Source organism: Paracoccus haeundaensis, from assembly GCF_006239215.1.
GTDB classification, from domain to species: domain Bacteria; phylum Pseudomonadota; class Alphaproteobacteria; order Rhodobacterales; family Rhodobacteraceae; genus Paracoccus; species Paracoccus marcusii.
This window is the reverse complement of the sequence record NZ_VDDC01000014.1, coordinates 125412-137710: the sequence shown is the minus strand read 5'-3', so window position 1 is coordinate 137710 and position 12299 is coordinate 125412. Positions and strand designations below refer to the sequence as shown.

The following is a 12299-nucleotide window of genomic DNA, read 5'->3' as shown; positions in this document are numbered from 1 at the left end:
GGCAGGCGAGGCCCGCGAGGCCCGCGCCGCGCGCGAGGCCCGCCAGGAGGCCGCCCGCGAGGCCGAGGCCCTGGCCCGCGCCCGCATCCGCGAGGAGACCGAGCAGAGCCCCGACCAGCTGCGCGCGGGCTTGGGCGAGATCGACCTGACCGCCCCCGTCGACCGGCTGGAACAGGAGATCGCCCGCCTGCGCGGCGCGCGCGAGGCCCTGGGCGCGGTCAACCTGCGCGCCGACGAGGACAAGCGCGCCCTGGAGGCCGAACGCGACGGGCTGGCCGCCGAGAAGACCGACCTGGAGGAGGCGATCCGCAAGCTGCGCGCCGGGATCGGCAGCCTGAACCGCGAGGGGCGCGAGCGCCTTCTGGCCGCGTTCGAGACGGTGAACGCCAATTTCGCCACCCTGTTCACGACGCTTTTCGGGGGCGGCGAGGCGCGCCTGGTGATGGTCGAATCCGACGACCCGCTGGATGCGGGGCTGGAGATCATGTGCCAGCCGCCCGGCAAGCGGCTGTCGACGCTGAGCCTTTTGTCCGGGGGCGAACAGACGCTGACCGCGATGGCGCTGATCTTTGCGGTGTTCCTGGCCAATCCCGCGCCGATCTGCGTGCTGGACGAGGTCGACGCGCCGCTGGACGATGCCAATGTCAGCCGGTTCTGCGACCTTCTGGACGAGATGACCCGCCGGACCGACACGCGGTTCCTGATCATCACCCACCATGCGGTGACGATGGGCCGGATGGACCGGCTGTTCGGCGTCACCATGGTCGAGCAGGGCGTCAGCCAGCTGGTCAGCGTGGACCTGAAACGCGCCGAGGCTCTGGTCGCCTGACGCGACCCGCGCTAGGGTCTGGGCGAAACCAAGCGAGGATCCCATGAGCGTCGAACAGACCCTGGCCGAAAAAGGCATCACCCTTCCCGCAGCACCCATGCCGGCGGCGAACTATGTCCCCTTCGTGCAGACCGGCAACCTGGTCTTCATCTCGGGGCAGATCAGCGCGGACGACAATGGGCTGATCACCGGCAAGCTGGGCGACACGACCAGCCTGGAGGACGGCGCCACCGCCGCGCGCCGCTGCGGGCTGGCGCTGATCGCGCAGCTGAAGGCCGCGATCGGCAACCTGGACCGCGTGACGCGGGTGGTCAAGCTGACCGGATTCGTGAACTCGACCCCCGACTTCACCGATCAGCCCAAGGTCATCAACGGCTGTTCCGACCTGATGGTCGAGGTCTTCGGAGAGGCCGGGCGTCATTCGCGCGCCGCGGTGTCCGCGCCCTCGCTGCCCTTCGGCGTCGCGGTCGAGATCGAAGCCGTCTTCGAGGTCCGCTGATGCTGGACCCGCGCTTTCTGACCGTGCCGATCACCCATCGCGGCCTGCATGGCGCGGGGGTTCCCGAAAACAGCCTGGCCGCCGCCCGCGCCGCGATCGAGGCGGGCTACGGCATCGAATGCGACATCCAGCCCGGCCCGGACGGAGAGCCGCTGGTCTTTCACGACTATCGGCTGAAGCGGCTGACCGGGGCCGAGGGCGTGATCGGCGCGACCGACGCGCAGACGCTGGCCGGCCTGCGCCTCCTGGGCACGGACGAGCCGGTGCCGACCTTGGCCCGGTTCCTTGACCTGGTCGCGGGCCAGGTGCCGCTGCTGATCGAGGTCAAGGACCAGGACGGCGCCTGTGGCCCCGATGTCGGCTTGCTGTCCGCACGCGTGGCCAAGGTGCTGGCAGGCTATGACGGGCCGGTGGCGGTCATGTCCTTCAACCCGCACATGATCGCGGCCTTCCGCGCCGCGGCTCCGGACGTGCCGGTGGGCTTGACCACCTGCGCCTTTCCCGAGGGCGACTGGCCGCAGGTCGCGCCCGCCCGACGCGAGGAGCTGGCGCAGATTCGCGATTTCGATGCGGTGGGGGCGTGCTTCATTTCGCATGACAAGGGCGATCTGGACAATCCGCGCGTCGATGCGCTGCGCGCACAGGGCGTTCCGGTGCTGACCTGGACCATCCGCAGCGCCGCCGAGGAGGAGGCCGCCCGCCGCGTCGCCACGAACATCACCTTCGAAGGCTATCGCGCGGCGATCTGACGCCCTTTCGCTGCACAAATACCCAAGGGGCGCCGACCTGCGGCGCCCCGCGACACCGGCGGGCCCTGACAAGCCGCGCCCCGCACCCTATCTTCCGGGGCATGACCGACATGATGACCCTGACCACCCATCCCTCGATCGCCGCCATCGACCCAGAGGACTGGGACGCTCTGGGCGACGGCAATCCCTTTACCACGCACCGCTTCCTGTCCGCGCTGGAGCAGTCCCGATCCGTGGGCACCGGCACGGGGTGGCAGCCGCTGCACCTGACGCTGGAACGCGACGGGCAGACCGTCGCCGCGGCGCCGCTTTATGCCAAGTCGCACAGCCAGGGCGAATACATCTTCGACCATGCCTGGGCGCAGGCCTATGTGCGTGCGGGCGGGCGCTATTATCCCAAGCTGCAATGCGCGGTGCCCTTCACCCCCGCCACCGGCGCGCGCCTGCTGGCCCGCGACGACGAGGCCCGCGCGGGCCTTCTGGCGGGTCTGATGCAGGTGGCCGAGCGGCTTGACGTGTCGGGGGCGCATGTCACCTTCTGCACCGAGCACGAGGCCGATCTGGGCGAGGCGGCGGGGTTCCTGCCGCGCGTGACGCAGCAGTATCATTGGCTGAACCGCGGCTATGCCAGCTATGACGATTTCCTGGGGGCGCTGTCCTCGCGCAAGCGCAAGGATCTGCGCAAGGAACGCGCCCGCGCGCAGGCGTTCGGCGGCACGATCCGGCACCTGACCGGCGACGACCTGAGGCCGCATCACTGGGACGCGTTCTGGGTATTCTATCAGGACACCGGGGCGCGCAAATGGGGGCAGCCCTATCTGACGCGGGCCTTCTTCGACCGCATCCAGGACACGATGCGCGACGACATCCTGCTGGTGCTGGCGGAGGTCGACGGCCGGCCCATCGCTGGGGCGCTGAACTTCCTGGGGCCGGACGCGATCTATGGCCGTTACTGGGGCTGCGTGGCCGACCACGCCTTTTTGCATTTCGAGCTGTGCTATCACCAGGCCATCGACCATGCGATCGCGCATGGGCTGGGCCGGGTCGAGGCGGGGGCGCAGGGCGATCACAAGCTGGCCCGCGGATATGAGCCGGTGCCGATCCATTCGCTGCACTGGGTGCGCGATCCGGGTTTCCTGCGCGCGCTGGAAAACTATCTGGACCAGGAACGCGACGCGATGGGTGCCGAGATCGAGGCGCTGGCCGAGTTCACCCCCTTCCGCAAGGGCGATCTGTCTCCGTGAGCGGGCCCTTGCGTCCCGCGAAGGGCCGGGGGGCCAGCCCCCCGGACCCCCCGGTGTCGTGCCATGGGTCTGCGGTCAGACCTTTTCCAGCAGGGCCTCTCCGGCGCTGACGCTGCAGGTGCCGGGGCTGTCCTCGACATCCATCGATTTGACCACGCCGTCCTGGACATAGGCCGCAAAGCGCTTGCAGCGGCCGAAGAAGCCGACCGGAGGGGCGGTGAAGTCCAGGCCGAGGGCCTTGGTCATGCTGCCGTCGGCATCGGCCAGGACCTCGATCCCGGCCTCGGTCGCGCCGGTCTGATCGGCCCAGGCCTTGGCCACGAAGGGATCGTTCACGGTGATGCAGACGATGCGTGAGACGCCCTTGGCGCGGAACGCGTCGGCGCTGCGCACGAAGCTGGGCATATGCGCGTTCGTGCAGGTACCGGTGAAGGCGCCCGGCAGGCCGAACAGGGCGACCTTGCCCTGCATCAGGTCGGCGGTGTCGACGGTCTCGGGGCCGGCCTCGCCCACGCGCAGCAATTGGCCCTGGGGCAGCTTGTCCCCGGCGGTGATGGTCATCGCATTCTCCTGAATTGCAACGGATTCGCGGCGACTATAGGGTGCCTCCGGTGAACAGACCAGAGAGGCGGCAGATGCGCATCGTGATCGTGGGCGGGGGGCAGGCGGCAGCGTCGATGGCGGCGCGGCTGCGGGCCAAGGGCCACGAGGGACCGCTGACGGTGATCGGAAACGAGCCCGCCGCCCCCTATCAGCGCCCGCCCTTGTCCAAGGCCTATCTGCTGGGCCAGATGGGGCTGGACCGCCTGACGCTACGCGCGCCCGAATGGTGGCGCGACCAGGGGATCGCGCTGCACCTGTCGGAAACCGCGCTGTCCATCGACAGGGCGGGGCAGGTCCTGACGACCGATCGGGGCACGTATTCCTATGACGCGCTGGCGCTGACCACGGGCGCGGCGCCGCGGCGCCTGCCCGCGGCGATGGGCGGCGACCTGCCCGGCACGCATGTGATCCGCAGCCTGGCCGATGTCGACGCGTTGGCACCGCAGATGCGCGAGGGGCGGCGCCTGGTGGTGATCGGCGGTGGATATATTGGACTGGAGGCGGCGGCGGTGGCGCGCAAGCTGGGCCTGGAGGTCACGCTGATAGAGGCGGCACCGCGCATCCTGGGCCGGGTCGCGGCCGCCCAGACCGCGGACCTGATCCGCGCGCTGCACCGGGCGCATGGCGTCACCATCCTGGAAGGCACGGGGATCAGCCGCATCACCGGGGACGACCGGGCGACCGGGGTCGCGTTGACCGACGGCCGGCAGATCGACGCGGATCTGGTGATCATGGGCATCGGCGTGCTGCCGGAAACCGCGCTTGCCGGCGCGGCGGGGCTGGATCTGGACAACGGCATCGCGACCGACCTGCACGGCCGCACGTCGGATCCGTTAATCTGGGCCGCAGGCGATTGCGCCAGCACGCCCTGGCAGGGCGGGCGGCTGCGGTTGGAAAGCGTTGGCGGGGCGATCGACATGGCGGAGTGCGTGGCCGACAACATGCTGGGGCTGACGCGGGACTATGTGCCCAAGGCATGGTTCTGGTCGGATCAGTTCGATGCCAAGTTGCAGATCGCGGGTTTGAATACGGGTCATGATCAGGTCGTCACGCGGGTGGGGCAGGGCGATCACGCCGCATCGGTCTGGTATTACCGGCAGGGGACCCTGATCGCGGTCGATGCGCTGAACGACGCCCGCGCCTACATGATTGGCAAGCGCCTGATCGAGGGCGGGATCAGTCCGGACCCGGCGGTGATATCGACCGTCGCGGACCTCAAGGCGCTGATGGCATGACCGGGTCCGGTTCGCAGATCGGCCCAGGGGGGAGCGGGGGGCAGGATGCCCCCCGCCGCCACCGCGGGACGCCATCATGAGGATCGTCGGCGGCACGCTGCGCGGTCTGAAGCTGGCAGACCTGGGTGCAGGCGATCCGGCGGCGCATCTCCGCCCCACGACTGATCGCGTCCGCGAGGCGATCTTCAACCTGCTGATCAATGGCACGCACGGCAATCCACTGCCGGCGGCGCGCGTGCTAGACCTGTTCGCCGGGACCGGGGCGCTGGGGCTGGAGGCGTTGTCGCGCGGCGCTGCCCACGCGACCCTAGTCGATGACGGCGCCCGCGCCCATGCCCTGATGCGGCAGAACATCACCAAGGCCAGGGTGCAGGACAAAGCCAGCCTGCTGCGCCGCGATGCGACCAGGCTGGGGCGGCACGAAGGGCCGACGTTCGACGTCGTGTTCCTTGATCCGCCCTATGGCCAGGGACGCGGAGAGATCGCACTGGCCTCTGCCATGCAGGGCGGCTGGATCGGCGCGGGGGCATGGATCATCTGGGAGGAATCGCGCCCGCCGATGCTGCCAGCAGGGGTCACGCTGCTGGACCGGCGCAACTATGGCGATACGGTGGTGACCTTGGCGCGCGTCGCAGGCAACGAAGCTGCGTAAAAGCCACCTTTTGGTGCCGTATCCAACCTGAGGCGAACGCCCGTCATCTGCACGCAGTCGCACCGGTCCGAACGGTCGACCGCCGCGCGTGGCGCCTGACGGCGCGGGGCCGTTCGGTGGCGCCGGGCCTGCCTTCGGCGGCCCGGCGCGTCAGTGCCGGCCGCTGCCGGCGGTTCCTGCCGAACGGGCGATGCTGGCCGCTGCCGCCTCCAATGCGCCGGTGCCGTGCGGGATGCCAAGGGCGGTCAGCCCGGCCTCGATCGCGCCAAGCGTGCCCAGCAGGACGCCCGCGTTGGTGTGGCCCATATGCGCGATGCGCAGCGCACCCGACGGGTCGGGCGCGCCCAGGCCCACGCCCAGTGTCACCCCGCATTCGCGCGTCACCCAAGCCCGCAGCGCGTCGGCCCCGGGCAGCGTCACCGCGGTCACCGAACAGGCGCGGGCGGCGGGATCGGCCACCGACAGGCGGATGCTGCCGCCGACCGACCAGGCGTCGACGGCGGCCCAGGTGGCGCGGGCAAGGCGGTCGTGGCGCGCCCAGGTGGCCTCCAGCCCCTCTTCGTCCAGGATCATCGTCAGCGCCTCGGACAGGGCGAAGATCTGCTGGACGGGCGGCGTGCCGCCCCACCAGCGCCACAGCGCGTCCGACCCCGCGCGCAGGTGCCAGTCCCACCACGGAGACGTCAGCGACGTCCGCCCGCGCGCCGCCGCCCGGTCGGAAAACCACACGAAGACCGTGCCGGGCGGGCACATCAACCCCTTCTGGCTGGCGGCGATCAGCACGTCGACGCCCCAGTCGTCCATCCGCATCGGCGCGCAGCCCAAAGACGCGATGGCATCCACGACCAGCAGCGCCGGGTGATCGCCCATCGCTGTCCGGATCGCGCGGATGTCGGCCAGGGTCGCGCTGGCCGTGTCGGTCTGGCACACCATCACGGCGCGGATGCGGCCCTGCGGGTCCTGGGCCAGGCGGGCCGCCAGGCGCGCGGGATCGGGGGCCAGCGCGCCGAAGTCCAGCCGCTCGACCGTGACGCCCAGACCTTCGGTCATCTCGGCCCAGGACCGGCCGAAATGGCCGCTGGTCAGCACCAGCGCCAGGTCGCCGGGGGCGAACATGTTGGCCGACGCCGCCTCCCAGCCGGCATGGCCGTTGCCGATATAGGGCGCCAGGTTTGCCCGCGTCCCCGCCAGGCGCTTCAGGTGGGCCATGACCTGCAGGTTCACCTGCGCCAGATCGTCGGCATAGATGTCCGGCGAGGCGCGGTGCGCCGCGTTCAGCACGCGGGCCGGCACCGGCGAGGGTCCGGGAATGGCAATCAGGTCGGGTCCGGGGGCAAGGCTCATCGCAAGCGTTCCTTCACATCGTGCAAGATCGGTACGGCCACACCCCGTCCGCGTCAACGGGGGGTGGCCTTGTGGCGCAAGGTCGGAAAGGGGTATGGCTGGGCGTGATCGAAAAGGGCGCCCGCGCCCGCGACCGAAAGGCCCGACAGACACGTGGACCCGCGCCAGGACAGCCCCTCCCGATTGATTGCCGCCGCGACGCGCGGCGCGACCGTGCCGCCCGCCCCGGATGCGTCCAAGGTGCCCGGTCTGCTGCGGCGGCTGTGGGACGACTATCTGCGCCAGCACTGGGGCAAGATGGCGCTGGCCTTCTTCCTGATGACGCTGGAGGGGTCCACGCTGGCGCTGATCAGCTGGATGCTGAAGCCGCTGTTCGACCTGGTCTTCATTGGCAAGCAGCCGGGCGCGATCTGGTGGGTGGGGGCGGCGATCTTCGGCATATTCCTGCTGCGGGCGGTCACGCTGGTGGCCAGCCGGGCCCTGTTGACGACGATCTCGCTGGCGGTGTCCACGACCATGCAGACGCAGTTGCTGGCGCATATCCTGACGCTGGACAGCCGCTTTTTCCGCGACAATTCGCCCGGCGCGATGATCGAGCGGATCCAGGGCGACACGATGGCGGTCCAGGGGGTCTGGGCCACGCTGATCACGGGGGCCACGCGCGACGCCATCAGCTTGGTGATGCTGTTCGGGGTGGCGCTGAGCATCGATCCGATCTGGACGCTGGGGGCGCTGGTGGGCGCGCCGATCCTGATCATGCCCGCCGCGATGGTGCAGAGATACATCCGCCGCAAGGTGCGCCAGAACCGCGTGAACGCCAGCCTGCGCGCCACCCGGCTGGACGAGGTGCTGCACGGCATCGCCTCGATCCGGCTGAACCGGGCCGAGGCGGACCAGACCGCCCGCTTTGCGGCGATCGTGTCCCGCATCCGCGCATCCGAAACCAAGGTCGCGGCGACATCCAGCGTGATCCCGGCGCTGACCGACGTGGTGACGGGCATCGGCTTCGTCGCGGTGCTGGCGCTGGGCGGCAACCAGGTGATGGACGGCGACCGCAGCGTCGGCGACTTCATGGCGTTCTTCACCGCGCTGGCGCTGGCGTTCCAGCCGATGCGCCGCCTTGGCGGGATCGCCGGCGTCTGGCAGACCGCCGCCGCCAGCCTGGAGCGCATCTATCACGTCTTCGACACCCGTCCGACGGTCGTGTCCGGCCCCCGCACCGCGCCGCCCGACACGACCGAGATCGTTCTGGACGACGTCTGGCTGTCCTATGACGGGCAGGTCGTGCTGCACGGGCTGTCATTCACCGCCAAGGCCGGCCAGACCACCGCGCTGGTCGGCCCGTCAGGGGCGGGCAAGTCCACGGTCTTCAACCTGCTGACCCGGATGGTCGACCCGGACCGCGGCTTGGTCAGCCTGGGCGGTGCGCCGGTCAGCGACTATGACCTGGGCGTGCTGCGCGACCAGTATTCGACCGTGGCCCAGGAATCGGCCCTGTTCGACGAGAGCCTGCGCGACAACATCCTGATGGGCCGCCCCGACGCATCCGATGCCGACCTGCAGGCCGCGCTGAAGGCCGCGAATGTCAGCAACTTCCTGGACGATGGCCGCACGCTGGACAGCCCCGTGGGTCCGCGCGGGTCGGCCCTGTCGGGCGGACAGCGCCAGCGCGTGGCGATCGCCCGGGCCCTGCTGCGCGACGCGCCCGTGCTGCTGCTGGACGAGGCGACCAGCGCACTGGACACGGCCAGCGAACGTCTGGTCCAGGATGCGCTGGACCACCTGTCGCGCGGACGCACCACGCTGGTCATCGCCCACCGCCTGTCGACGATCCGCAACGCCGACAAGATCGTCGTGATGGAATCGGGACGGGTTGTCGAACAGGGCAGTCATGACCAGTTGATGGCCAAGGGCGGCGCCTATGCCCGCCTTGTCGCGCTGCAATTCGGAGACAATGAATGACCCGCCAGATCATCCGCCTGACCGGCGAGGACCGCCTGCCCTTTCTGCAGGGGCTGGTGACCAACGATGTGGCCCGTGCCCCGATCTGGGCCGCGATCCTGACGCCGCAGGGCAAGTACCTGGCCGATTTCCTGGTCGTGCCCGACGGCGACTCGTTGCTGATCGACGTCGATGCGCGGCTGGCCGAGGACCTGCTGCGCCGCCTGTCGATGTACAAGCTGCGCAGCAAGGTCGCGCTGGAGGCTGTGGACATGCCCGTCGCACGCGGCACCGGCCCCGCACCAGAGGGCGCGGTGGTCGACACGCGGCATCCGGCCCTGGGCTGGCGGCATTACGGCGCGGCGGGGGATGATGGCACGGATTGGGATGCCATCCGCGTCGCGCATTGCATCCCCGAGACTCTGGTCGAGCTGATCCCGAACGACACCTATATCCTGGAGGCCGGGTTCGAGCGTCTGCACGGCGTGGATTTCCGTAAGGGCTGCTATGTCGGTCAAGAGGTCACCGCGCGGATGAAGCACAAGACCGAGTTGCGCAAGGGCCTGACCGTGCTGCGGATCGAGGGTGCCGCCCCGGTCGGCACGCCGATCACCGCCGAGGGACGAGAGGTCGGCGCGGTCTTCACCCAGTCCGGCGGGCAGGCCATCGCCCATGTCCGCCACGACCGCGTGGCCCCCGAGATGCAGGCCGGCGAGGCGCGGCTGTTCCCGCTGTGACCGACCCCGCGCCGGGGCCGCGCAAGATCATCCATATCGACATGGATGCCTTCTTCGCCTCGGTCGAGCAGCGCGATTTTCCGGAACTGCGCGGCAAGCCGGTGGCCGTGGGCGGGTCCGCCGCGCGGGGCGTCGTGGCCGCCGCCAGCTATGAGGCGCGGGTGTTCGGGGTGCGGTCCGCCATGCCGTCAGTGACGGCGGCCCGGCTGTGCCCCGACCTGATTTTCGTGCGGCACCGGTTCGACGTCTACAAGCAGGTCAGCCAGCAGATCCGCGACATCTTCCTGGACTACACCCCCCTGGTCGAGCCTTTGTCCCTGGACGAGGCCTATCTGGACGTGACCGATCACCTTGACGGGCGCACCGCGACCAAGATCGCGTCCCAGATCCGCGCCCGCATCCGCGAGACCACGGGCCTGACCGCCAGCGCGGGCGTCAGCTACAACAAGTTCCTGGCCAAGCTGGCATCCGACCAGAACAAGCCCGACGGTCTGTGCGTGATCACGCCAGAACAGGGGCCGGGCTTCGTGCTGTCCCTGCCGGTGGGCAAGTTCCACGGCGTGGGGCCCGCGACGGCGGCCAAGATGCAGGCGATGGGCATCGCCACCGGGGCCGACCTACATGCGCAGGACCTGGATTTCCTGCTGCGGCGGTTCGGCAAGTCGGGGCGCTATTACTGGAACATCGCGCGGGGCATCGACCACCGCCGGGTCAGCCCCGACCGCATCCGCAAGTCCGTGGGGGCGGAAAACACCTATTCCGCCGACATCATGGCGCTGGACGCCGCGCAGGAGGCGCTGGAGCCTTTGACCGCCAAGGTCTGGTCCGCCGTCGCGCGCCACGACCTGCGCGGGCGGACCGTAACGCTGAAGGTCAAGTTCAGCGATTTTCAGCAGATCACGCGCGCCCGCAGCCTGGGTCATGCGGTGGCCTCGCAGGACGAGCTGTTGTCCATCGCGCGCGACCTGGCGGCGGGCGTGCTGCCCGATCCGCGCGGCGCGCGCCTGCTGGGCGTGACGCTGTCGGGGTTCGAGGCCCCCAATGACGGCCCCGCCCAGCTGTCGCTGTTCGATTAGCGCCAGCGCACCCACCGGCCCGGACCCTGCGCCGCCAGGATCAGCAGGCCCCCCGCCACGGCCCAGTTCTTGACCACGATGGTGACCTGCCACGGGTCGGCGCGCAGCTGCCAGTGAAACCAGCTGGTGCCGATGCAATAGACCGCCAGCAGCAGCGCCCAGGTCCGCACGCGCGGTCCCAGGATCAGGCAGATGCCCGCGACCAGGTTGAAGGCCGCGACCGGCCAGACCAGTACGCCGGGCAGGCCAAGGCTTTCGATCATGCGGATGACCTGCGTCGGGTCGCCGACTTTCTGAAGCGCGCCGCCGATGAACAGGACCGCAATCAGCAGGCGGCCCGTCAGGTTCAGGGCGCTGTTCATGCGCGGGTCGCGAACCAGTCCTCGGGCACCCAGGCGAAGGCGTCGCCGCGCGCCTCGACATGGCCGATGCCGGGAAAGGGCAGGTGCGTGCCCGCCACCGCAATCCGGTCGGCGGTGACCATCTGCAGCAGGTTGCGCCGGGTCGTGGCCGCCTGGCCTGCGTCGGTGTCGAAGGCAACGCCGGCATCCGGGTGGCGGAACTGCAGCGCGGCCAGGGCGGCGGCATCGCCTAGGATGATCATCTGTGCGTCGCCATCCGACAGGCGCAGGCCGCTGTGGCCCGGCGTGTGGCCGGGCAGGGCCATCGTGGTGATGCCGCCGCCCAGGTCGGCCTCTCCGGCAAAGGTCTGGACGCGGTCACCATAGGCGTCGCGGACCCCGCGGGCCAGCGCGAAGAAGGGCTGGACATCGGCGGGCGCGGCGCTGGCCGTCGCCTCGTCGGTCCAGAAGGCCAGTTCGTCCTCGTTGACGTGCAGCGCGGCATTGGCAAAGACCGCGCCCGCATCGCCCACCAGTCCGCCCGCATGGTCGGGATGCAGGTGCGTCATCACGATCCGGGTGATCTGGTCGGGCGTCACGCCCAATGCCGCAAGCGAGGCCGCCAGATGCCCGGTGGTGGGACCGAAGGCCGACCCGCCGCCCGCATCGACCAGCGTCAGCTGATCGCCCTGGCGGATCAGATGCACGCTGACCGGCACGCGGATCGGTTGTTCGGGGTCCAGATAGGCGGCACGCAGGGCCGCGCCATAGGCCGCATCGTCCAGGTTGACGACCAGATCCTTGGCAAAGTCGAAATGCCCGTCGGCGATGGTGGTGACGGTGGTGTTGCCCAGGGTGCGGGTATGGACGGTCGGCAGAAAGGCCGGGATCGCGGCGGCGGCCGGTTCCTGGGCAAAGACCAGGCCGCGGCCCAGGAACGGCATCGCGACGGCGGCGCCCGCGGCGGTCAGCATCAGGTGGCGGCGAGACAGGACGGTCACGGGCATCTCCTTTTTCGGGGGTTTGCGCGATCTTTCCCGCGAAGCGAT

General features: G+C 70.0%; 12 protein-coding genes and 1 pseudogene. 9 read left to right on the top strand and 4 right to left on the bottom strand.

The genetic code is table 11. The annotated features are described in order from the left end of the window. The 4 genes and pseudogenes from FHD67_RS09460 to FHD67_RS09445 all read left to right on the top strand — a co-directional run. A pseudogene (locus tag FHD67_RS09460) lies at positions 1-829 on the top strand (chromosome segregation protein SMC); the annotation flags it as partial. 43 nt (positions 830-872) lie between these two features. Further along, positions 873-1328 carry a RidA family protein gene (locus FHD67_RS09455; RefSeq protein WP_139598544.1) on the top strand — a complete coding sequence of 152 codons (456 nt, stop codon included), beginning with the start codon at positions 873-875 and terminating at the stop codon, positions 1326-1328. Next, the gene (locus tag FHD67_RS09450; RefSeq protein ID WP_139598543.1) at positions 1328-2077 is read left to right on the top strand and encodes a glycerophosphodiester phosphodiesterase family protein; all 750 of its coding nucleotides are present in this window, start codon (positions 1328-1330) and stop codon (positions 2075-2077) included. Before FHD67_RS09455 ends, FHD67_RS09450 begins: the two co-directional genes overlap by 1 nt. A gap of 101 nt (positions 2078-2178) precedes the next feature. Then, positions 2179-3321 (top strand): GNAT family N-acetyltransferase, encoded by a 1143-nt coding sequence (locus FHD67_RS09445; protein ID WP_139598542.1) that lies wholly within the window; start codon positions 2179-2181, stop codon positions 3319-3321. 75 nt (positions 3322-3396) lie between these two features. Here FHD67_RS09445 and FHD67_RS09440 read toward each other — a convergent pair whose 3' ends face one another. Next, entirely contained in the window at positions 3397-3882 is a 486-nt protein-coding gene (locus FHD67_RS09440; RefSeq protein ID WP_045999980.1) for a peroxiredoxin, read from the bottom strand. 74 nt (positions 3883-3956) lie between these two features. Here FHD67_RS09440 and FHD67_RS09435 point away from each other — a divergent pair, with 74 nt between their 5' ends. Next, positions 3957-5159 (top strand): NAD(P)/FAD-dependent oxidoreductase, encoded by a 1203-nt coding sequence (locus FHD67_RS09435; protein ID WP_139598541.1) that lies wholly within the window; start codon positions 3957-3959, stop codon positions 5157-5159. A 76-nt stretch (positions 5160-5235) separates the two neighbouring features. Next, complete coding sequence (gene rsmD / locus FHD67_RS09430) at positions 5236-5811, top strand: 16S rRNA (guanine(966)-N(2))-methyltransferase RsmD (RefSeq protein ID WP_045999982.1); 576 nt, start codon at positions 5236-5238, stop codon at positions 5809-5811. Positions 5812-5961: 150 nt separating this feature from the next. On the opposite strand, the gene FHD67_RS09425 is transcribed toward rsmD, so the two are convergent. After that, positions 5962-7155 carry a pyridoxal-phosphate-dependent aminotransferase family protein gene (locus FHD67_RS09425; RefSeq protein WP_045999983.1) on the bottom strand — a complete coding sequence of 398 codons (1194 nt, stop codon included), beginning with the start codon at positions 7153-7155 and terminating at the stop codon, positions 5962-5964. Positions 7156-7452: 297 nt separating this feature from the next. On the opposite strand from FHD67_RS09425, the gene FHD67_RS09420 reads away from it, so the two are divergent. Genes FHD67_RS09420 through dinB form a run of 3 tightly spaced genes read left to right on the top strand, consistent with a single transcriptional unit; the run spans position 7453 to position 10909 of the window. Then, entirely contained in the window at positions 7453-9117 is a 1665-nt protein-coding gene (locus FHD67_RS09420; protein ID WP_139598554.1) for an ABC transporter ATP-binding protein, read from the top strand. After that, positions 9114-9833, top strand: coding sequence for a CAF17-like 4Fe-4S cluster assembly/insertion protein YgfZ (gene ygfZ / locus FHD67_RS20690; protein WP_139598540.1), 720 nt, complete (start codon positions 9114-9116; stop codon positions 9831-9833). Before FHD67_RS09420 ends, ygfZ begins: the two co-directional genes overlap by 4 nt. Beyond that, positions 9830-10909, top strand: coding sequence for a DNA polymerase IV (gene dinB / locus FHD67_RS09410; protein ID WP_246071273.1), 1080 nt, complete (start codon positions 9830-9832; stop codon positions 10907-10909). Before ygfZ ends, dinB begins: the two co-directional genes overlap by 4 nt. Here dinB and FHD67_RS09405 read toward each other — a convergent pair. Beyond that, on the bottom strand, positions 10906-11271 hold the full coding sequence (locus tag FHD67_RS09405; protein ID WP_045999986.1) for a DoxX family protein: 366 nt from the start codon (positions 11269-11271) through the stop codon (positions 10906-10908). The genes dinB and FHD67_RS09405 overlap by 4 nt on opposite strands. Beyond that, complete coding sequence (locus tag FHD67_RS09400; RefSeq protein WP_239441264.1) at positions 11268-12251, bottom strand: MBL fold metallo-hydrolase; 984 nt, start codon at positions 12249-12251, stop codon at positions 11268-11270. The genes FHD67_RS09405 and FHD67_RS09400 overlap by 4 nt, the downstream gene beginning before the upstream one ends. Between the last annotated feature and the right edge of the window lie 48 nt (positions 12252-12299).